Source organism: Cutibacterium sp. KBN10P07758, assembly GCF_050286205.1.
In the GTDB taxonomy this organism is placed as follows: Bacteria; Actinomycetota; Actinomycetes; order Propionibacteriales; family Propionibacteriaceae; genus Cutibacterium; species Cutibacterium acnes.
Window position 1 is genome coordinate 1,928,489 of sequence record NZ_JBNNQV010000001.1, and the last position, 20,026, is coordinate 1,948,514.

Sequence of the window (20,026 nt, forward strand, 5' to 3'; positions counted from 1 at the left end):
AGACCACCGCCTCAACAACAAGGGATGCCGCAGTAATAAGCGGTGTTAAACCGCATCGGTCAGTCAGTTCGGCACTCAGCCTTCCTGATCTCGTCTTCGAGATCGCGCAAACGGTCTCGTAGCGCCTGATCCGCGTCAACACCGCTTGCCTGGGCGCGAGCAATGAGAGTCACAAGCTGGTCACCAGTCTCCGCCGCGGTGATCGGCTCGTCGGCCAGCTTGACGCCCACCCCACGAGTGCGTGCCCGTGAGATGACCTTAGCGCTGCGGGCCACGCTGGAAAGGGAGTAGGCGATCCCGTCCAGGCTGGACGTACGTCCTTTGGCCGCTGCCTTACGAGCCTCCCATGCGGCGTCGAGGTCCTCAGGAACCTCCTCATCGGAGAACACATAGGGGTGACGGGCCACAAGCTTGGCGACGATTCCACCGACGACCTCGTTGATGTCGAAACGTCCCCCCTGCTCACCGATCCGGGAATGGAAGACGACTTGGAGTAGCAGATCCCCCAGCTCCTCAACGAGATCGTCATCGGTACCGGCCTCAATCGCGTCAATGACCTCGCCAGTCTCCTCGACTAGATAGGTCACCAGGGATCGATGGGTCTGACTGCGATCCCACGGACACTCGTCGCGCAACCTTGCCATCACCTCGACGAGCTCGCTGAATTCGGCCCTGGGTCGTGCGTACTCAGCCGCCATCAACGGGATCAGGAAGTCTTAGTGAAGGGCTGGGACAGCGACGAGCTGCCCTGAACGACCAGGTTGTTAGCGTCCCAGGACCCTAGGCGTGGGTTGGCCTTCACATCGACGGCGGACAGGTCAGCCTTCGCCTTCCTGTCACCCTCGAGGTCGAAAAGATGGAACACACCCGCGAAGCTACGAACCATCGTGTGACAGACCTGATCGGAATCTAAGGCAGCCATACCATTTCGAGCGACAATCTGGTCACGTTCGGCGTCAGAGAGCTTCGCTCCGCGTTTGTCCAGGACCTCTTGCGCAACGGCTCCACGAATAACCGTCGAGGCGATGATCTGGCGCGGGGTGAGTTCCGAGGACGGGTTGATGAACTTCGAGCAATGCTCGACGGCATCGTCAACGGACTTCATGGTCACCGTCGTATTTCCCACCGTGGCCGCGTTGCTCGGGGAACTCGCACACCCGGAAGCCACACTCACCAGAGCAACAGCCACCGCAGCGGCACCGAGTCGTCGTCGCATCGTCATCACATCTCCTGCCACGAAAAAAGGGTACAGCTGGTCATCTTATGCCGCCAACGGCACAATTCTATGGCTCAGTGGGCCGGCCCGCGCCGATCGGGGTGTCAACAGCCAGGACGTTCGTCACGAGGTCGGCACTCCACTTCAACAAGTCGGCACCGCCCAATGGCTGGCCCCCAATCGTTGCAGTCATGGGTTTAGGCACCAGCACCAAACCCGCTGTTTGCTTGACCACCGATCCGGGATACAACCTCTTGAGGCGCATCACCCGGGATTCCGGCAGATTCACCGGCGAAAACCTGATGTTGCGTCCAGCCGGAACGACCTCATGAATTCCCGCCTGTCGACATAGCAGGCGGAATCGCGCCACCCCAAGCAGAGCTTGGACGGGCTCGGGCATCGGTCCATAACGGTCGACCAACTCGGCCCCGATGGCGTCAACCTCCTCGTCACTGCGCACTTCAGCCAATCGCTTGTACATCTCAAGGCGTAAGCGTTCAGTTTCGACGTACTCAACCGGAAGGTTGGCGTCAACGGGCAGCTCAATACGCATCTCCGGTTCATCGGCAGTGGTGCTGTCCCCACGGAACTCAGCGACGGCGTCACCTACCAGACGAATGTAAAGATCGAAGCCAACGTCAGCAATGTGCCCGGACTGCTCACCACCAAGCAGATTCCCGGCGCCGCGAATCTCCAGATCCTTCATGGCGATGGCCATGCCAGAACCCAGGTCGGTGTGAGCGGCCATCGTCGCCAAGCGGTCGTGAGCCGTTTGGGAGAGTGGCTTGTCCGCCGGGTACAAGAAGTAGGCATAGCCACGCTCCCGAGACCGCCCCACACGACCACGCAACTGGTGCAGTTGAGACAGCCCCATAAGGTCAGCTCGATCGATGAGCAGAGTATTGGCGGTAGAAATGTCGATACCCGACTCAACGATCGTCGTGCATACCAGGACGTCGGCACGACGCTCCCAGAAGTCCACCATGATCTGTTCCAGCTGTTTCTCGTTCATCTGGCCGTGCGCAGTGACAATCCGCGCTTCTGGAACAAGTTCACGCAGCTTGGCAGCTGTCTTTTCAATGGACTGCACGCGGTTGTGGATGTAAAAGACCTGACCTTCACGAGCAAGTTCACGCCGGATCGCCGCAACAACCTGCCCCTCGTCATAGGGTCCGGCGAAAGTGAGCACCGGGTGACGCTCCTCTGGTGGGGTGGCGATCGTACTCATCTCGCGGATGCCTGTCACCGCCATCTCCAAGGTGCGCGGGATCGGCGTAGCGCTCATAGCAAGCACATCGACGTTGACCCTCATGCGTTTAAGCGCTTCTTTGTGCTCGACGCCAAAACGCTGTTCCTCGTCGACGATGACCAAGCCGAGATCCTTGAACTCAACCTCCTTGGCCAGCAAGCGATGGGTACCGACGACGACGTCGACGGTACCGCGTTGAAGTCCCTCGAGGGTTTCGCGGGCTTCGGTGTCAGTCTGGAAACGAGACAGGGCCGCCACCTTGACGGGGAAACCTGCGTAACGCTCAGTGAAGGTCTGGAAATGCTGCTGCACCAGCAAAGTAGTGGGCACCAGCACCGCCACCTGCTTGCCGTCCTGAACCGCCTTAAACGCAGCACGTACCGCGATCTCGGTTTTACCGTAGCCGACATCACCACAGACCAGCCGGTCCATCGGAACGACCTGCTCCATGTCACGCTTAACGTCGGCAATGGTGGTGAGCTGGTCAGGTGTCTCGACGTAAGCGAAGGCGCCCTCCAACTCCCGCTGCCACGCAGTGTCAGGGCCGAAAGCATGCCCCTTAGTGGCCTGGCGAGCAGCATAGAGCTTGATGAGCTCGGCGGCGATTTCACGGACCGCCTTGCGGGCACGCGCCTTGCGCTTGCGCCAGTCTCCCCCACCCATACGGTCGAGGCTGGGGGCATCCCCACCGACATATCGGGTCACCTGATCCAGCGAGTTCACCGGCACGAAGAGGCGATCACCAGGCTGACCTTTTTTGGAGGGCGCGTACTCGATAACGAGGTACTCGCGGGTAGCGCCGCCGACAGTGCGCTGCACCATCTCCACGTACCGCCCCACACCGTGCTGCTCGTGGACGATGAGATCGCCCGGCTTGAGCTCCAGGGGTTGGATCTGATTTCGACGTCGTCGAGGCATGCGACGTTCGCCAGTGCCACCGGGATCCTGGGACTCGGCGAGGTCACCGGTGGAAGCAACGAGCAGTTTGACAGACTCGGCCGCGAACCCATGACGCTGGTGAAGTCGGATGACCTGAACGCATGGCTCGGTGGCATCCGGGTCGACATCGTCAACCAGTCTGGCCGCGACGTTGTGCTCCCCCAACAGCTCGGACATGCGTTTGGCCATGCCCTCACCCTCGGCGCACAACAGGACCGTCCAGCCGTCGTCAAGGCGAGCCGTCAGATCCTTAACAGCTGCCTCGACGTCGCCATGCCACGGCTCAACGGCCACGAGCTGGGGATTAACCGTTTGCGGAGCACTGGTGATGTCGTCGTCGACGAGGACATCAGTTGCCGAAGAATCCAGAGAAAAAGAGGACATCGACCACCAGGCCATGCCGCGCTCTAGACAGTGCGATCTTACCTGGGCCAAGCTGCGATAACCCGAAGCAGCCAGGTCAATAGGAGCTTGTCCGCCGCCGGCGGCAGCTGCCCATCCAGCACCGAGGAACTCTTCGGAGGTGCGAACCAGATCCGCAGCACGAGAGCGCACCATCTCTGGATCTGACAGGACGACCATGGCATGCTCAGGCAAGACGTCGACGAGTAGTTCCATCTCATCAACGAGGGCCGGCATAAGAGCCTCCATCCCCTCGACAGCTTGACCGTTGCCGATCCGCTCCAACATGTCAGCTAATTCGGGATGGTCGGTCAGCAAAGCCTTGGCTCGGGAACGTACCTCGTCGGTGAGGATGAGCTCACGGCAAGGAGCGCAGATCAGTTCTTGGTGAGTCTCGTCGGTGGATCGCTGGTCGGCTACCGCGAAGGAGGTCATTTCCTCGATCTCGTCACCAAAAAAATCGATACGGACCGGGTGTTCTAGCACCGGTGGGAAGACGTCGACGATGCCGCCACGTACTGCGAATTCGCCACGGCGTTCCACCATGTCAACCCGGCTATAGGCGGCGTTGACGAGTTCAGTCGCGAGCTCGGTAAGGTCATGCTCTTCTCCCACTGCCAGGCGCACCGGGGCGACGCGTCCCAGACCGGCAACCTGAGGCTGCAGCAAGGAGCGCACCGGGGCGACCACCACCTGTGGTACCTCACCCTCGGTACCACACAGCCGACGCAGCACCTCCATGCGTCGACCGACGGTGTCCGTACGCGGGCTCAGACGCTCATGAGGCAAGGTCTCCCACGATGGGTAGTAACAGACAGCGTCGGCGCCGAGCCACGTCTTCAAGGTAGCAACTGATTCCTCGGCCTCTCGGAACGTGCTCGTCACGAGTAATACTGGCAGACGTCCGGAACCGTCGAGAGACCGGCCCAGTACGGCTGCCACCGCCGGGCGGGCCGAAGCTGCCACCTGAAGGTCAAGGGTGGGAGTGCGCCGGGTAAGGGCGTCCTCCACAACATGGGAGAGCACCGGTTCGCGGGAAAGAAGGGAGGTCAGTCCGCCAAAAGTCACCAACATAGGGTACGTGGTGGTACCGACACTCACCATCACTCGTGAAGTTGTTCTCGAGGACTCCCCTCCCCATAGCATGTCGAGGTGAGCACCACACCTATGCAGTACCCACTCACTCCCAAACCGGTTCGACGCAGCGGAGCCCTGCCGATAGTCATCACCGTATTGGGAGCGATCGCCATCCTCCTCATCGTCGCGCTCATCAGCGCAGGCTCACCCGTTACCTTCATCGTCGGTGCAATCCCATCGACCGCGGCCCTTATCGTGTGTCTGCTGTGCTACCGCTGGCTCGACAGATGGGAGCCCGAACCTACCCGTCTCACAGTGATGGCGCTGATCTGGGGAGGGTCAGCAGGCGTCATCTTCTCGTTCCTTGTCGAGATGGCGATTCCCGCCAGTGAGTTCGTGACGATGGCCATCGTCGCACCGCTTGCTGAGGAGTTAGCCAAAGCCTCAGTATTTATTCTCGTTGCCACTGGAGCCCGCAAGCTTGAGCTCACCTCGCTAACCGATCACATCTTCTATGCCGGGATCTGCGCCCTAGGCTTCGCGTTCGTGGAGAACCTGGGTTATTTCGCTCTCTCGTCGAGTGCCGGGGAATTTGTCGTCATGGCACTTGTGCGCACAGGTTTTGGGGTCTTCGGACACCCGCTTTACACCACGGCGACCGCAGTCGGTATCTGGGCGTGGCGCACTAAAGGTGGTCTCTGGAAAGCCGCTGTTGGCTACATCGCTGCATGCCTGCTTCATGGTCTGTGGAATGGCGGCCCCACATTGTTGGCGGGCAGCCTTGGCCTTGACGACACCGGCCAGTTAGCTGCGATGATCCTGGTCTACATTGTGCTCTTCGTACCAGTGTTCATTGGAACCATCATCATGACGACTCGCAATCGACGCAACGAATACGAGGCAGTGCGATCCCAGCTACCCCTCATGGTAGAAGCTGGCCTGGTGACTCCGGCTGAGGCTGACATGATTGCAGATCCGCGTAAGCGGCGCGCCATCCTCGCTGATTCGGGTAAGTATGGTCGAGTCGCGAAACGGAACCAGAAACGCACGATTACTGCCGCGACTGAGGCTGCGCTGGCACAACACCGTATTGCCGCTGGAGAAGGCGGTCCTGAGCTCATCAAGCGTCGCGACCAGCTTTCTGAATGGCTGCGATCGCGACCCGACAAGCTAGGACAACTACCGTTGATGCCGCAATTCCCGCCGATACAACCACCGGCAACATGGTAAGCCCCGACGGTAGTGGGCTCCGACGATCCTTACAGTGATAATCCTTGTAGCGCCGCGATTCCGTTTTCTGATAATGAATAATCTCGACAGTCAACCCCTAGGCCCAATCCTGTACAGGATCACTCGACGCCGCGAATATGGCGCTCACACAGCTACCCTGCCGCATAAAGAGCCGCCCTAGATATGCGTAATAATTCACACAACTAAGGTGTCCGTGACCCAGCAGAAACGAACCCGTGCCGCTTTATCTTCATAAGGAAGATTCACCCAGGGCAGTGCCAGCAGGGCGTCGGACAGCCCGGGTGTATCGAATTTCTACGGCGCACCGGTTGTGACGTAGACCATAACGGGATCAACAGAAAGCGGCACTAGCAATGAAGGCAGCACTAGTTGAGCAGTACCACGAACCATTAGCCATCAGGGATATTCCTGAGCCAGCTCATGATTCGGACGGTGTGGTCGTCGAGGTGAAAGCCTGCGGCGTCTGTCGAAGCGACTGGCACGGCTGGCAGGGCGAGTGGCCAGGATTTACCGGCGGCTCCTTGCCTCACATCTTCGGACACGAGTTCGTCGGGCTGGTCAGTGACATCGGCAACAACGTGAGCCGATACCGCGTGGGAGACCGGGTGATTGTCCCCTTCACATTGGGTTGCGGTCACTGCGAGTACTGCCGGAGCGGTCATTCAAACGTCTGCCCTACCGTGTCCATGCCCGGTTTCAGCTATGACGGCGGATTCGCGCAATATGTCACCGTCCCCGACGCAGATGCCAACCTCGTGAAGCTCCCCGACGCCGTCGATTTCACCGATGCTGCGGGTATGGGCTGCCGCCTCATGACCGCCTACCACGGCATCGTCGAGGTGGGACAGATCCACCCCGGTGACTGGCTTGTCGTCTATGGTGCAGGCGGCGTGGGTCTGTCGGCCACCCTCGTCGCTACCAGCGCAGGGGCAAACGTCATTGCCGTCGACATCGCAGATGACAAACTTGCCTTGGCTCGCAAGGTCGGGGCTATCGCGACCATCAATTCGCGCGAAACCGACCCAGTGGAGGCAGTTCGTGAGCTGACCGACGGAGGCGCGGACAAGAGCGTCGACGCCCTGGGCATTTCCGAAACTCTGCACAACGCGGTCAACTCATTGCGTTCCCGAGGAACCCATATTCAGATCGGCATGACTGCAGAGGGGCCAGTCGGCGACGTGGCGTTGACGATCAACGACCTCATTGCCAAGGAGATTGATTTCCGGGGGTCCTTCGGAATGCCTGCCGTCGAGTTCCGTTACCTGCTCAATCAGGTTGCTGCGGGCAAGATGAAACCAGGCCAGCTCGTCACCAAAACCATCGCACTGAGTGAGGTGAACGACGCTCTCACCGCCATGTCCACCTACAACACGGTGGGAACCACCGTCATTACCGACTTCACACGCTGAGGCAGACCTTCGTGGTTGGGTGCAAACTGCGCGCCCAACCACGTTTGTGTCGCTACACAGCGTGGAATGGGACGGCGTATGACTGTTGCACGGCTAATGCTAATGCGCCATATCACCCAGTCCTAGAGTATTACGACATGCAACCACATTCCCTGGACTTTGGGTTGACCACATCTCGCAACTTTTCAACGAAAGGAAAGCCTCATGACCCGGATTGAAGCATTCGATGTTCGATCCGATGAAGTGACACATTTTTGAGGCCTTCCAACGCGACCTTTCCGTCAGCATCGGTCTTCACGAAGAATCACTGACACTTTATAACCTGGACGAGTGCCGCGGGGACGCCCTCATGATGCTTCTGATGGTAGTAAGGCGCATGAAACTTATCCTCGACCGTGGCGAGATACAGGATTATTCATTAGAAGGATCCGATGGCCGACAGCTCTCAGAAATGACCGTTGGCATCATTGGTGCAGGCTGAATTGGCTCGACGGTCGCACGTCTATTGCAACCCCTTGGCTGCAATGTCCTAGCCTGCGACCTCCTGCCGAACCCACAACAAAACGACATCGTCGAGTTCGTCGACTTGGAGACACTGCTCCACAACAGCGACGCCATCACCCTGCATGTGCCCGCTATGCCGATGAACCACCACACGATCGACGCAGAGCAATTCGCCATGATGCGCTAGGGCGTTTTTCTCGTCAACTGCGTCCGTGGTGAACTCATAAACACCCGAGCACTGATAGATGCCATGAATCCGGAAACTATTGACGTCATCGAGAACGACCACAGGTATTTTCACCAAGATCACCGTCTTGACGTTCTGAATAACCACGACCTTACGTTGCTACGTTCCTTCCCGAACGTCGTCGTTACCCCGCACATCGCCTTCTACTCAGACAACGTCACAGCGGAAATGGTGCATTGTGCGATGGAATACCTGCGTGATTTTTCACAGACCGGTGAGCCCCTAATGGAAGTACATCCTGACTGATCCTTGCCTACCACCCGTTGCACGCAGCCGGGAAAACAGTCAGGAATTGAAACGGTTCTGGGCCGCAGCCAGCCCTTGGATAATGATCGACTCGACGGCGTCGGCGGCCAAGGCCACCTGAACACCCATCTCAGCGCGCTGCCTGGCAGGCACCCGGGCCAGCACCCAGTCAGCCGGATCTTGATGACCTGGGGGACGCCCAACGCCTAATCTCACCCGAATGAAATCACCGGTGCGTAAGTGGGCTCGAATGGATTTCAGTCCATTATGGCCATTATCTCCGCCTCCCTTTTTGAGGCGTAGCCGACCCGGATCAAGATCAATTTCGTCATGAACGACGATGAGATGATCAGGGGTGATTCCGGCAAAGCTCGCGACCTTGCTGACGGCGATCCCCGACTCGTTCATATACGTGCGGCTGCGCATCAGGATAACGGTCTGGGCATCCACAGCCGGTACGCCCAGACCGGCCGAACTCAAGCGGGTGCGAACGAGTTCCGCCCGTTGGCCGCGGGCCGGCGAGAGCTTCTCGCCAGCCCGACGGCATAACTCGGCTATGACGTCTGCCCCGACATTGTGTCGGGTGCCGTCATAACGTGGGCCCGGATTGCCGAGCCCAATCACGAGCCACGATGGGCTCACTCTTTCGCAGCCTTCTCCTCGGACTCGCCCTGAGCGTCCTCCCCCGCGGACTCTTCATCTTCAACGGGCTCAGTCTCCGGGAAGGCGACAGTGGCAGCAACATCCTCTGCATCGCCTAGCAGGCTAGTGCCCTCGGGGAGCTTGAGGTCGCCAAGGTAAATAGTCGTGCCGGCCTCAAGACCGGTGACGTCGATCTCAATAACCTCGGGGATATTGAGGAGGTCAGCCTGGACCTCGATCTCATTGAACTCGGTCATAGCGATGGTGCCGGGGGCAGACTCACCGGTGATGCGCAGGGCGACATTCACGTCAACCTTCTCGCCACGACGCACAGTCAGCAGGTCGACGTGGCGGACAAATCCCTTAAGGACGTCGCGCTGAACGTCCTTCGGCAGAGCGAGCATAGGTTTCTGGCCCTCGATCTCAATCGAGAGCAGCGGATTCTCGGTACGCAGAGCCAGCAACGTGGCGTGGCCGTCAAGGGTCACGTGGATCGGATCGTGATCGTGGCCGTACATCACGGCGGGAACCTTGTCATCACGCCGGATACGACGCGCGGCGCCCTTACCGAACTCGGTACGCTGCTCTGCCTTGAGGTGAATGATGTCTGCCATGGCGGCGTCTCCTTCTCGTTGACGTAGAACGGCTCGACGAGCGGAAGCCCAAGTAGGCGGCCAGTCGATCACGGACCTTGCGGTCCCTCGCCAAGCTCAAGGCAGTCTACTCGTGCGATGCGGGGGCCACAACCTGGCAAGCTCAGGTCGTGGCCCCCGCCGAACACATTCAGGCTACTCAGCCGATCGAACCCTCAGATCTCAACTCGGCGTACCGGGACTCAGGGTTAGTTCCAGAGAACGGCTTCCCGACCGCGTGCCAGGTGAGATCAGCTCCGCAGCTAACATTCTGGGCGTCAACATCCAGCATGATGAATCCCCAGACCAGACGACCCTGGGTGTGCGGAGCAAGGTCGTAAGGTCCCACCTTCTGCGACAACTCCCACGACACCGTGTTGATGTAGTCGAAGCCATAGGACTGATTGAGGTATGTGGTCAACGTGCCATCAGCCTTAATCTCACCCTTGACTTCGGTAGTCTCACTGCGTTTGACCGTGACGGTATGGGTCACGGGCATGGCGGTATCGGTAGTGTTCTCGACGCTGGCCCCGTCAGTCTGCTTGAACCACCGACGAGAGGCCGTGACGTACACGCCCCGCGTCCCCTGCGGCGTACAACGAGTGCCGGGCTTGTAGTTGTCGTTCCACCGCTGGGGCAGTTCGAAATTGATCCCGTTGTTCGGCGATTCCTGAACAGCACCAGCCGGAACTACTGAGAGCACGGTGGTCGACGTTACTGCCGCAGTTACCGCACCCACTACTGCGCGACGCAACACACTGATCCCCCTTGGCATCTCAGACGTCGTACTGCACATTGTCGCGGGTGCTGATCCTCACGTGATGCTCCCGCGGGAGGGTGGCGGTGAAGTGATCACCACGGCCCTGCCACTTCTTGTCGGGACCGCAGACCGTATGCTGCCCCTCGAAGTCGGAGACAATCCAACCGGCCTGCAAGACTGCGGTCTTGCCCGGGGCAACGTTGTAGGGTCCGACGGTTTCTCCAACCTCATAGGTAGAAGAAGTGCTATAGCTGCTGGAAATAGAGATGTGGATCACATCGAGCAGTGGGAAGTCAATGCCTGCCGAAACCGACCAGTTCTTCGTCTTAGTTTCTGTGATGGATCGCGTGACCGGCAGCGGAGTGTCGTTGTAGTTGGAGATCGTCCACGTCCCAGCAGAGCCATCGAAGTAGCTGCGCACCACATGAACGGTCTGTCCGGTGTCACCCGGATTCGAGCAGGGAGCGCCGATGGTGGTTGGGTTCGCGGGGTTTTGGTGCTGTACCGGCAGGGCCTGGGCGGGCATCTGGGCACCAGCGGTGACGATTGCCCCGACAGCGAGAGTAGCAACGAGTGAGCGAATCATTGTGGTTCCTTCCAAGACGCGAATGGGAATGGGTATCAGCGGGTCGTCTGGGTGGGTACGGGAAGATGCTTCCACGCGTCAGGCGTTACGTCGACGGTGCGTTTGGTCCCATCAGTGCCGGTAATAGTGGCCTCAGCCCAGAACCCGGCAGGCGCGGAAGCCAGTCCGTAATGCGACACGATAGATGCGACACCGTTTTTGCAACCGACCTCGCGGTAGTTCACTCGGCGTAGCAGGGTGCCATATTCGACGTGAACCTTCTCCCCAGGTGCGAGATCAACGCCCTTAAGCTCGGTCCTGACGGGTAGGTAGGCGCGGTAAATCGCCCCAACGGACTCCAGCCATCCGCGTGGTGGCCCGTCGGCGGCGGGATTCCAGTTCACGTATCCAGCGAATTGAGCTCCCACGACGGTGTCAGTGACAGGAGTGAAGTGGTACTGGCCCTTGGACCAATTGAGGAAGTCCTGAGAATACCCGGGTTGACGGATGAGCGGATCAATACCGGAGATGTCCAACGGGTACCAACCCCTCGCCGGGCATCGCTCCCCCTGCTTAGGCCAGGAGGGATCGCGCTGCAATGGGCTAGTCGGTTCGACCGGGACATCCTTGCTGGGATCGGCAAGTTTCTCCAGATTAGGTCCGGCCATGACAATGTCGTGGTCATCAACGATCCGGCTGTTCTTGCCTGACCCTCGCGAGGGGATGGCCAGGGCTCGATCCGAGATGGAACCATCCTTGTGGATGACGAGAGCGTAGGCGTAACGCTCGGCTGGCGCGGTGCCCTGGATGACGTTAGCGCCACCGCTGGGCTCTAAATATCCGTCCCGGCACCCCAAGAACATGCCCACGAAGTTCTTGACGGTGACACCGTACTCAACCCGGAAAGACTCTCCAGGGCCAAGTTTGACGGGACCGAAAGTCTCCTTATCCTGCCACCCGTTGGAGGCAACGATCCCTAATTCCGTCTTGAGGGTGGTGTTCCAGTTCGGGGGAAGCTTGGATGCCGAGTTGGAATCGATCTTGTGGTTTGTCGATGTCTTTACACTGGCGGTGTAGTCGACAGCATGGTCGGTTTGGTTCGTGAACTGCAGAGTTCCGTCGGACTGGTAGTGGCGGCTTGTCTCGCCGTAGTGCCAGTCAGGAGTCACGGAACCACCGCACGGATGGAAAAGACCAGGAACTGGATATGCCTGCGGCTTGCTCGTTTCCCTAGCCCCTGCGGCGTGGGCCCCGCTCGTAACAAAAGCAGCTAGGGCGACGGCCGTCGCCACGGTCCCCGCGCAATAGGCCCGCACCGTCCTGATGGGCCACATATTCCCTCCAATCGAGGCAGGTCGGAGGTGCACCCGACAGCAAGGGCACGCTCCCGGCCAAGATCTGACCTTGACAGATAGACGGTATCAACCGAGAGGGCCATTCGGACCGGCACGAAGGGGCACAACGCTGTACCCCCAAACAACGTCAGCGGAACAGACTCGTCACAGACCCGTCCTCGAAAACCTCCTGGATCGCCTTAGCAATAAGCGGGGCGATGGACAGAAGCGTCATGGCAGGAATGTCAATATCGTCGCGAATCTTGAGAGTGTTGGTGACGATGAGTTCTTCGATGGGCGAGTTATTGATCCGTTCAGCGGCCGGGTCCGACAGGATCGGGTGAGTGGCAGCGGCAATAACCCGCTTGGCGCCATGCTTTTTAAGAGCTAGGGCAGCCTGGCACATCGTGCCCGCAGTGTCGACCATGTCGTCGACAAGCAAACAAGTCTTACCCTCAACCTCACCGACAACCTCATGGGTGGTTGTCTCGTTGGCCTTGTTCGGATCACGACGCTTATGAATGATCGCCAGCTGGCAGCCAATCTTGTCGGTCCACATGTCAGCCAGGCGCACCCGGCCGGCGTCCGGGGAGACGACAACCATGTCAGAATTGTCATATTTGGAGGTGACGTAGTCGGCGAGCACCGGAAGGGCCCACAAGTGGTCGACAGGGCCGTCGAAGAATCCTTGGATCTGGGCGGCGTGCAGATCGACTGACATGATGCGGTCGGCTCCAGCAGCCTGATAAAGATCGGCCATAAGGCGGGCGGAAATGGGCTCGCGACCCAGATGCTTCTTGTCCTGACGAGCGTAGGGATAGAACGGAGAAACCACGGTGATGCGCTTAGCCGAAGCCCTCTTGAGCGCGTCGATCATGATGAGCTGCTCCATCATGGCCTCGTTTACCGGCGCACTGTGGGATTGGATAACGAAAGCGTCGCAGCCGCGCACAGACTCCTGGAACTGCACGTAGATCTCCGAGTTCGCGTACGTAACTTGACGCGACGGGACAAGCTCGACGCCGAGTTCGGCAGCGATCTGCTCAGCAAGTTCGGGATAGGCCCGTCCTGAGCAAATCATGAGGTGCTTGTTGTTCGGACGGGTGGTTCCACTCACTGGTCAGCCTCCGGGTTCAGGGTGTCGTCTTGGCTGTCGGACGTGATGTCCGAGACGGTGGCGGGAGCGGCGCACTCCCGGGAAAGGACGGATCCGGCAACAATGGAGGATCCTGCAGTCACCTCGGAATCGCCAACGTAGGCCATGTGGGGGATGGCCGCTTCGGTTCCGATGTGGGTGTTCTTGGTTTCAACAAAGGCTCCGACTTTGGCGTCACGGTCGAGTACGGAACCAGGACGGATGTTGGAGAACGGGCCAACCCGCACCCCCTCACCGACGACCGCGAGGGTGACCTCGGAACGGGTGACGGTGGCTTCCTCACGAATCTCGGAGTCGGTGACAGTAACGTCCGGGCCAACCGTGGCCCCAGCTCCAATGGTGGTAGCCCCGTTGAGGAATACCCCGGGATATAAAGTGACGTCATTAGCGAGGTCAACATCCGGCTGGATCCATGTCGAAGTGGGATCAATGATGGTAACCCCAGCACGCATCCATCCAGTGACGATACGGCGATTAACCTCGGCGTTCATGCGGGCCAGCTGGACCCGGTCGTTAACCCCCTCGGTTTGCCACACGTCGTCGATACGGAAGGCGCCCACGCGACCGCGGCCAGGAACCTCGACAGTGCCGTCAGCAGCCATGGTGACGACGTCGGTGAGGTAATACTCACCCTGAACGTTGTCGTTAGAAAGCTTGGAGACGCCCTCGCGCAAAGCTTCGGCATCGAAAACATAAATACCGGAATTGATCTCGCGAACGGCTCGCTGGGCCTCATCGGCGTCTTTATGCTCGACGATTCCTACAACAGCCTCTCCCCCTCGCAGGATTCGTCCGTAACCCGTGGGGTCCTCTACCTCGGCCGTAAGAACGGTAACAAGATTGCGGCGCTCGCGGTGCACCTCAACCATCCGCTGAAGGGTCTCACCGGTAAGCATAGGGACGTCGCCGTAGGTGACGACGACCTCACCGTGAAGCTCGTCCAATCCCTCGAGCCCGCATGCGACGGCGTGCCCAGTGCCTTTTTGCTCTGCCTGGACCGCGGTGGTGACGTCGGGGGCGTCCTCAGCGAGATGGGCCTCTACCTGCTCGCGACGGTGACCCACGACCACGACGAGATGTTCCGGGTTAAGTCCGCGAGCCGCTCCGATCGCCCACGACAACATTGGCCGACCAGCAACCTCGTGCAGCAGCTTAGACTTCGTCGACTTCATGCGAGTGCCGCCGCCGGCGGCTAACACGATGACGGCAGCCACTCCGTCGATCTCGGCTCGGTCAGTGGACGGGCTCGGCGTCACGGTGCTCCCCCCAGGTTCGGATGTGGCATGCAAGGTTTACTCTAGCCGCCACTCGGTTACACCGCACTGCGGGAGCGGGATCAACGAGCTCCCCGGGCAGGAGTCGAACCTGCGTCGCTCATCCTGATTCAAAGTCAGGCGGGCCCTGCCGACAGACCAACCGGGGAACGCTCGGCGAACCGAGTCCCCATAACCTTAGAGCATGCATCGCAATTCGGCCACGCAGCGACGCTCAGTAAGCTCAATATCATGATGTCGGATTTCTCATCCCAGCCGTCACCCCCGCAGCGCCGGGCGCGGATGACCAGCGGCCAGCGCCGTGAACAGCTCATCAGCGTGGCCCGTCGCCTCTTCGCAGACAATGGCATGGCAGGGACCTCCGTCGAGGAGATCGCCGCTACCGCGGGAGTCTCCAAACCCGTCATCTACGAGCATTTCGGGTCCAAGGATGGGCTGTACGCCGTCGTCGTAGACCGCGAGGTACGCCACCTACAAGATTCCCTCAACGCCGCCATGACCCGCCCAAAGCAAGGCCCGAAACGCACCCTGGAGTCAGCGGTACTGGCCCTGCTGGACTACATCGACGACCGTCCAGACGGTTTTCGGATCATCTCGCGAGACTCCTCGGTCGGTTCAGCCACCGGTTCGTACGCGTCAATTCTCTCCGACGTCGCGTCGTGGGCTGAGGGGATTCTCGCCGCCAACTTTGACCGTCACGGGTTCGATGTCTCGTACTCCTACCTGTACGCCCAGGCCCTCACCGGCATGGTTGGCATGACCGGGCAGGCCTGGCTCGACACCCGTGAACCGGCCAAAGAGGTCGTTGCCGCCCATCTGGTTGATCTGACTTTCAACGGGCTTGCTCATCTGTCGGGCAGCCCACATCTCAGCCGTCACGCCGAAAGAGAAAGCCTTCAGTCCAGTTCCTCTTGACGGGCCAGCACGGCACGTAAACCTTGACCCACCTGTTCGACGACCTGGGCATCCATCGAGTCGAACAAACGTCCCTCGGACTCCAACAGGGCTGCCAGGGCTCCATCGACCCGATCGCGCCCCTCATCGGTAAGTTCGACGATGACCCCGCGCCCGTCCTTGGGATGGGGAAGACGACGCACCAGACCGCGATTTGACAGCCTTGTAATGCGGTTAGTCATCGTCCCCGATGCCACCTCGAGCTCGTTAAGGAGCTGACCCGGGCTGAGTTGATAGGGCTCACCAGAGCGTCGTAGCGCTGCTAGCACGTCGAATTCCCAGCCCTCAAGGTCCCATTGGGAGAACGCTTTGGCGCGGTCACGATCCAAGCGGCGGGCGAGCCTCGTGACGCGCGACCACACCTCCATTACCTCGACGGGCAAGTCAGGACGCTCCCTAGCCCACGCCGCAATGATGCCGTCGACCGCGTCCTTCCGTGGCGAATTCTGGTGCACAGCGTTCTGATGTAGCGGCCTCGTCATGCAAAGCTCCCCACCGGGCCAGGCAGGAGCTGCGCTCCCGCAGCTGGACCGCGGGCAGTTCGGGTGCGATGAACCTGAGGCAGATTGGACACAGCAGCGCTCACCTTTTTGGCGCCAGCGGTGTCCCGGACGAGGAAGGCGCAGGTCGGCCCCGATCCAGAAACCAAAGCGGTCAACGCACCCACCTCTCGCCCAACCGTCAACACCTCTTCGAGTTCGGGCCGAAGGTCGATGGCAGCGGCCTGTAAGTCATTGCTCAAACTGGCAGCGACAGCATCAAGATCGCCGCGGGTCAAGGCCGAGATGAGGTCATTGGGCACCGTTTCTCCCCCAGGGGTGCCGCCCAACTCGTCGAAACGTCGGTAGACAGCCGGGGTGGACAGTCCCTGATTCGATGTCGCGAACACCCAGCGATGACGTCCTCGGCAGATCACTGGCGCAAGACGGTCTCCTCGACCTCGCCCTAACGCCACTCCACCGGTGAGACAGAAGGGCACGTCGGAGCCAAGCTGAGCAGCCAACGGTTGTAATTCCTCGGGGGAGTAAGGGAGCCGACACAGCGCGGCCGCTGCCATGAGGGCGCCCGCTGCGTCAGCTGATCCTCCAGCCATCCCACCAGCGACCGGGATCGATTTATCGATGTGAATGTCGGCGCCATGGCCACGTTTCCCCCATTCTGAAGCGAATTCCTCGCGAACGAGTTCTACAGCTCGCCAGGCCAAATTCGTCTCGTCGGTAGGGACCTGATCGGCGTCCTCTCCTGAGACGGTGAGGGTGATGCGCGAATCGTCGCGACGAGTCACCGCCACCTCATCGTAAATGCAGATAGCTTCGAAGACAGTCGCCAACGGGTGAAAGCCGTCGGGCGCAAGGCCACCAACCCCGAGCGCCAGATTGACCTTGGCGCTGACCCGCACCGTCACGGTCATCGGCCGGAGCAAGTCAAACGGATCGTCCATCATCACCATGTGCTAACCGTACCGGCAGAAGTTCACACCTGACCCGAATCGCTGAGAGCACCAGCTTGGGCTAGGGCCTCTACAACGCGGGCCAGATCGCCAATATCGAGGGCTTCGCCACGCGCCGTCGGGTCAATTCCAGCAGCGGTAATGAGCTCGGAAGCCGCCATTGAACCACCGCATAACCCGGCCAGGGCCGAGCGCAGCATTTTGCGGCGAGAGGCGAAAGCGGCGTCGACAACGCGGAAGACTTGGGAACGGGTGACGCGCGGGTCCCGCCCGTCGACGTGGGGAGGACGCCGTCTCGTAATCCGGACCAACCCGGAATCCACATTGGGCACTGGCCAGAAGACCGTCGGGGGAACGTTACCGACCCGAATCGCCTCGGCATACCATGCCAGTTTGGCGCTTGGAACCCCATAGATCTTAGAGCCGGGAGCGGCTACCAGTCGGTCGGCCACCTCCGACTGCACCATGACGACGCCGGTGCTCCACTGCGGACATATTGCCAGCATGTGCAACAGCACCGGAACCGCAACATTATACGGCAAGTTCGCCACCAAGGCGGTGGGTTCCGCACCGGGGATGACCTTGACGTCAAGGGCGTCGGACAGGACGACTTCCAACCTCTCGGCAGCACCCGGCATTCGTTCAGCGACGGTACCGGGAAGCTGGTTGGCCAACACCTCGTCAATCTCGATGGCAACGACCTCCGCGCCGGTCTCCAACAGCCCCAAGGTGAGCGAACCCAGCCCGGGGCCGACTTCGATAACTCGGTCTGCGGCGCCCACCTGCGCCAGGGAAACTATCCGGCGCACCGTGTTAGCGTCGTGGACGAAATTTTGCCCGCGAGTCTTTGTCGGTCGCAGACCGATCTGGTCAGCAATGCGCCGGATCGACGCCGGGTTGAGCAGGCCGGTTTCACTCACCAGGCACCTCCATACGCGGCAAAGGCGTTCTCGGTTAGTTGTTGACAGACACGGAGTTCATCCCACCCCCGCTGTTTCGCGATGAAGCGTGCAGTGTGAGGCAACAAGTATGGCCCGTTGCGCTTGCCCCGGCGCGGGGCGGGAGTTAGGAAGGGCGCGTCAGTCTCTACGAGGATGCGATTGTCTGGCGCGATCGCCAGTGCGTCGCGTTGCGGACCGGCTGAGTTGAAGGTGATGGTCCCTGAAAACGACAGGTAGGCCCCATGGTCCAAGCAGATCCGGGCCAGGTCAGCATCACCGGAGTAGCAGTGCATGATAATCCGATCGGGCCAACCTTCTGAGTTAAGGACGTCAACAACGTCATCGTGAGCCTGACGACCAGAGGGCGGCTCGTCACCCTCACCGCCATTACGGGCGTCGCGCATGTGGATTGCCAAGGTGAGATCATGGGCGTGGGCCATAGCGATATGGGCGGCAAAGACCTCGCGCTGCAAAGCCTGTCCGTCGGCATCGGTAGTGCCGAAATGGTCAATACCGGTCTCACCGATAGCACGGACGTGGTTGCCGACGCTGGCGAGCTCGTCAATCCGTTTCAAGGCATCACCAATCTTTTCCCTGCCGAGACGGGCAGCGTCGTTGGGATGGATGGCGACCGCAGCGATGACGTTCTTGTGCGTCCGCGCCAACTCCTCGGCGAACTCGGACCCCGCGACGTCACACCCAATTTGAGCGATGCGGGTCACCCCGACCTCACGGGCGGCCGCCAAACTAATAGCGGGTTCGATGCCGACAACGTCCTGCACGGTGTCCAAGTGAGTGTGAGAGTCCACAATGGAGCCCGCCAGCGGCTCGGGCAGGGGTGGTGCTCCGGCCTCGCCCAGCACCTCACGAATGGCTTCGTTCACGATTCCTCCTTGTCAGTGGTCAAGGCGTTCTGCGCGGCGTCGTAGAGATCGTGGCGGTCGACTCCGGTGGCGCGGGCCACCTGGGCGACAGCTTTAGAGCGCTTGATGCCGTCGGCGGTGAGCTCTGCAACCATCTCAGCGGCCTCGTCAATGCCGACGACGGTGCCCGGGGCCCCCTCGATGACAATCGTGATCTCCCCACGGGCGTGCTCGCGGGCCCACTCGGCCAACTCGCCCAAACCGCCGCGGCGAACCTCCTCGTAGGTCTTCGTCAGCTCCCGGCACACCGCGGCCCGTCGGTCGGTGCCGAGGGCATCAGCGGCGTCATCAAGAAGATCAGCGAGTCGGTGGGGGGCCTCATACAGGACGGTGGTGCGTGGCTCCTGAGCCAGTTCGGCCAGACGACGACGCCTCTCTCCCGGTTTGCGCGGCAGAAATCCCTCGAAGCAGAACCGGTCAGTGGGTAGCCCGGAGATGGCTAGGGCCGTCGTGACGGCGGTGGGCCCAGGCACTGAGGTGACGACAATGCCGTGCTCAATGGCCGCGGTGACAAGTCGGTACCCCGGGTCTGAAACCGAAGGCATCCCGGCATCAGTAACCACCACGACGTCGTCGCCATCACGGAGGCAGTTGATGAGTTCGGGTGTGCGGGCAGACTCGTTGCCTTCAAAGTAAGACACAACGCGGGCGGAGCTCTCGACGCCGAGGCGGCGCAGCAGGTCACGCAGCCGACGGGTATCCTCAGCGGCAATGACGCGGGCATCCCGCAAGGTCTCGATAAGGGCGGGCGAGGCGCTACGACGGTCGCCAATCGGGGTGCCCGCCAGGATAACTCGTCCCGGCTGTGTCTTACTCACCGAGCTATCGTCCCACGCCGAACCGACGATGACGTCG

Annotated in this window: 19 protein-coding genes, 1 tRNA gene and 1 pseudogene; 5 read left to right on the forward strand and 16 right to left on the reverse strand. The window is 60.4% G+C overall.

Translation table 11 applies throughout. The features are described from left to right. Positions 1–59 precede the first annotated feature (59 nt). The 3 genes from ACOYO3_RS09480 to mfd all read right to left on the reverse strand — a co-directional run bounded on the left by ACOYO3_RS09480 (position 60) and on the right by mfd (position 4,910). Entirely contained in the window at positions 60–698 is a 639-nt protein-coding gene (locus tag ACOYO3_RS09480) for a MazG family protein (RefSeq protein ID WP_002516694.1), read from the reverse strand. An 8-nt stretch (positions 699–706) separates the two neighbouring features. Further along, a complete protein-coding gene (locus tag ACOYO3_RS09485) occupies positions 707–1,222 on the reverse strand; it encodes a hypothetical protein (RefSeq protein WP_002516660.1) in 516 nt (171 codons plus the stop codon). 61 nt (positions 1,223–1,283) lie between these two features. Continuing rightward, entirely contained in the window at positions 1,284–4,910 is a 3,627-nt protein-coding gene (gene mfd / locus ACOYO3_RS09490; RefSeq protein WP_002518816.1) for a transcription-repair coupling factor, read from the reverse strand. 63 nt (positions 4,911–4,973) lie between these two features. On the opposite strand from mfd, the gene ACOYO3_RS09495 reads away from it, so the two are divergent. The 4 genes and pseudogenes from ACOYO3_RS09495 (at position 4,974) to ACOYO3_RS09510 (ending at position 8,540) form a co-directional block, all read left to right on the forward strand. Next, on the forward strand, positions 4,974–6,113 hold the full coding sequence (locus ACOYO3_RS09495; protein WP_002517428.1) for a PrsW family intramembrane metalloprotease: 1,140 nt from the start codon (positions 4,974–4,976) through the stop codon (positions 6,111–6,113). Between the two features lie 374 nt (positions 6,114–6,487). Then, positions 6,488–7,543 (forward strand): zinc-dependent alcohol dehydrogenase family protein, encoded by a 1,056-nt coding sequence (locus ACOYO3_RS09500; RefSeq protein ID WP_002520084.1) that lies wholly within the window; start codon positions 6,488–6,490, stop codon positions 7,541–7,543. A 349-nt stretch (positions 7,544–7,892) separates the two neighbouring features. Next, positions 7,893–8,024 (forward strand): hypothetical protein, encoded by a 132-nt coding sequence (locus tag ACOYO3_RS09505; protein WP_002518815.1) that lies wholly within the window; start codon positions 7,893–7,895, stop codon positions 8,022–8,024. A 24-nt stretch (positions 8,025–8,048) separates the two neighbouring features. Beyond that, positions 8,049–8,540: pseudogene (locus ACOYO3_RS09510) on the forward strand (NAD(P)-dependent oxidoreductase). A gap of 39 nt (positions 8,541–8,579) precedes the next feature. Here the strand turns inward: ACOYO3_RS09510 and pth are convergent. The 8 genes from pth to ACOYO3_RS09550 all read right to left on the reverse strand — a co-directional run bounded on the left by pth (position 8,580) and on the right by ACOYO3_RS09550 (position 15,052). Further along, positions 8,580–9,182 carry an aminoacyl-tRNA hydrolase gene (gene pth, locus ACOYO3_RS09515; RefSeq protein WP_002516655.1) on the reverse strand — a complete coding sequence of 201 codons (603 nt, stop codon included), beginning with the start codon at positions 9,180–9,182 and terminating at the stop codon, positions 8,580–8,582. Beyond that, entirely contained in the window at positions 9,179–9,796 is a 618-nt protein-coding gene (locus ACOYO3_RS09520) for a 50S ribosomal protein L25/general stress protein Ctc (RefSeq protein ID WP_002516656.1), read from the reverse strand. The genes pth and ACOYO3_RS09520 overlap by 4 nt, the downstream gene beginning before the upstream one ends. Before the next feature lie 178 nt (positions 9,797–9,974). Beyond that, positions 9,975–10,589, reverse strand: a complete 615-nt coding sequence (locus tag ACOYO3_RS09525; RefSeq protein WP_002518812.1) for a hypothetical protein — start codon at positions 10,587–10,589, stop codon at positions 9,975–9,977. A gap of 1 nt (position 10,590) precedes the next feature. Next, positions 10,591–11,160 (reverse strand): hypothetical protein, encoded by a 570-nt coding sequence (locus tag ACOYO3_RS09530; protein WP_002516701.1) that lies wholly within the window; start codon positions 11,158–11,160, stop codon positions 10,591–10,593. Between the two features lie 35 nt (positions 11,161–11,195). Continuing rightward, on the reverse strand, positions 11,196–12,473 hold the full coding sequence (locus ACOYO3_RS09535) for a hypothetical protein (RefSeq protein WP_002517376.1): 1,278 nt from the start codon (positions 12,471–12,473) through the stop codon (positions 11,196–11,198). 148 nt (positions 12,474–12,621) lie between these two features. Then, positions 12,622–13,590: a ribose-phosphate diphosphokinase gene (locus ACOYO3_RS09540; protein WP_002513271.1), complete on the reverse strand. Its 969-nt coding sequence runs from the start codon at positions 13,588–13,590 to the stop codon at positions 12,622–12,624. Next, complete coding sequence (glmU, locus tag ACOYO3_RS09545; RefSeq protein WP_002516661.1) at positions 13,587–14,885, reverse strand: bifunctional UDP-N-acetylglucosamine diphosphorylase/glucosamine-1-phosphate N-acetyltransferase GlmU; 1,299 nt, start codon at positions 14,883–14,885, stop codon at positions 13,587–13,589. Before glmU ends, ACOYO3_RS09540 begins: the two co-directional genes overlap by 4 nt. 88 nt (positions 14,886–14,973) lie before the next feature. After that, positions 14,974–15,052 (reverse strand) — tRNA-Gln (locus ACOYO3_RS09550). 133 nt (positions 15,053–15,185) lie between these two features. Between ACOYO3_RS09550 and ACOYO3_RS09555 the strand changes: the two genes are divergently transcribed. Continuing rightward, positions 15,186–15,818: a TetR/AcrR family transcriptional regulator gene (locus ACOYO3_RS09555; RefSeq protein WP_002517279.1), complete on the forward strand. Its 633-nt coding sequence runs from the start codon at positions 15,186–15,188 to the stop codon at positions 15,816–15,818. On the opposite strand, the gene ACOYO3_RS09560 is transcribed toward ACOYO3_RS09555, so the two are convergent. From ACOYO3_RS09560 to rsmI, 5 genes are read right to left on the reverse strand one after another with little or no spacing between them, the layout of a single operon-like run. Continuing rightward, positions 15,800–16,339 (reverse strand): MarR family winged helix-turn-helix transcriptional regulator, encoded by a 540-nt coding sequence (locus ACOYO3_RS09560; RefSeq protein ID WP_002516637.1) that lies wholly within the window; start codon positions 16,337–16,339, stop codon positions 15,800–15,802. The two genes, ACOYO3_RS09555 and ACOYO3_RS09560, sit on opposite strands and share 19 nt — an antisense overlap. After that, complete coding sequence (locus ACOYO3_RS09565) at positions 16,336–17,307, reverse strand: 4-(cytidine 5'-diphospho)-2-C-methyl-D-erythritol kinase (protein WP_002516739.1); 972 nt, start codon at positions 17,305–17,307, stop codon at positions 16,336–16,338. Before ACOYO3_RS09565 ends, ACOYO3_RS09560 begins: the two co-directional genes overlap by 4 nt. 23 nt (positions 17,308–17,330) lie before the next feature. Next, the gene (rsmA, locus tag ACOYO3_RS09570) at positions 17,331–18,227 is read right to left on the reverse strand and encodes a 16S rRNA (adenine(1518)-N(6)/adenine(1519)-N(6))-dimethyltransferase RsmA (RefSeq protein ID WP_002516707.1); all 897 of its coding nucleotides are present in this window, start codon (positions 18,225–18,227) and stop codon (positions 17,331–17,333) included. Further along, entirely contained in the window at positions 18,224–19,132 is a 909-nt protein-coding gene (locus ACOYO3_RS09575) for a TatD family hydrolase (RefSeq protein WP_002516665.1), read from the reverse strand. The genes rsmA and ACOYO3_RS09575 overlap by 4 nt, the downstream gene beginning before the upstream one ends. Further along, positions 19,129–19,989 (reverse strand): 16S rRNA (cytidine(1402)-2'-O)-methyltransferase, encoded by an 861-nt coding sequence (rsmI, locus tag ACOYO3_RS09580; RefSeq protein ID WP_002516667.1) that lies wholly within the window; start codon positions 19,987–19,989, stop codon positions 19,129–19,131. Before rsmI ends, ACOYO3_RS09575 begins: the two co-directional genes overlap by 4 nt. Positions 19,990–20,026: the final 37 nt, after the last annotated feature.

Coding starts and splice junctions, on each gene's coding strand:
- ACOYO3_RS09480 (WP_002516694.1), bottom strand. CDS start 698: ATGGCGGCTGAGTACGCACGACCCAGGGCCGAATTCAGCGAGCTCGTC.
- ACOYO3_RS09485 (WP_002516660.1), bottom strand. CDS start 1,222: ATGACGATGCGACGACGACTCGGTGCCGCTGCGGTGGCTGTTGCTCTG.
- mfd (WP_002518816.1), bottom strand. CDS start 4,910: ATGGTGAGTGTCGGTACCACCACGTACCCTATGTTGGTGACTTTTGGC.
- ACOYO3_RS09495 (WP_002517428.1), top strand. CDS start 4,974: ATGCAGTACCCACTCACTCCCAAACCGGTTCGACGCAGCGGAGCCCTG.
- ACOYO3_RS09500 (WP_002520084.1), top strand. CDS start 6,488: ATGAAGGCAGCACTAGTTGAGCAGTACCACGAACCATTAGCCATCAGG.
- ACOYO3_RS09505 (WP_002518815.1), top strand. CDS start 7,893: ATGATGCTTCTGATGGTAGTAAGGCGCATGAAACTTATCCTCGACCGT.
- ACOYO3_RS09520 (WP_002516656.1), bottom strand. CDS start 9,796: ATGGCAGACATCATTCACCTCAAGGCAGAGCAGCGTACCGAGTTCGGT.
- ACOYO3_RS09525 (WP_002518812.1), bottom strand. CDS start 10,589: ATGCCAAGGGGGATCAGTGTGTTGCGTCGCGCAGTAGTGGGTGCGGTA.
- ACOYO3_RS09530 (WP_002516701.1), bottom strand. CDS start 11,160: ATGATTCGCTCACTCGTTGCTACTCTCGCTGTCGGGGCAATCGTCACC.
- ACOYO3_RS09535 (WP_002517376.1), bottom strand. CDS start 12,473: ATGTGGCCCATCAGGACGGTGCGGGCCTATTGCGCGGGGACCGTGGCG.
- ACOYO3_RS09555 (WP_002517279.1), top strand. CDS start 15,186: ATGACCAGCGGCCAGCGCCGTGAACAGCTCATCAGCGTGGCCCGTCGC.
- ACOYO3_RS09560 (WP_002516637.1), bottom strand. CDS start 16,339: ATGACGAGGCCGCTACATCAGAACGCTGTGCACCAGAATTCGCCACGG.
- ACOYO3_RS09565 (WP_002516739.1), bottom strand. CDS start 17,307: ATGGTGATGATGGACGATCCGTTTGACTTGCTCCGGCCGATGACCGTG.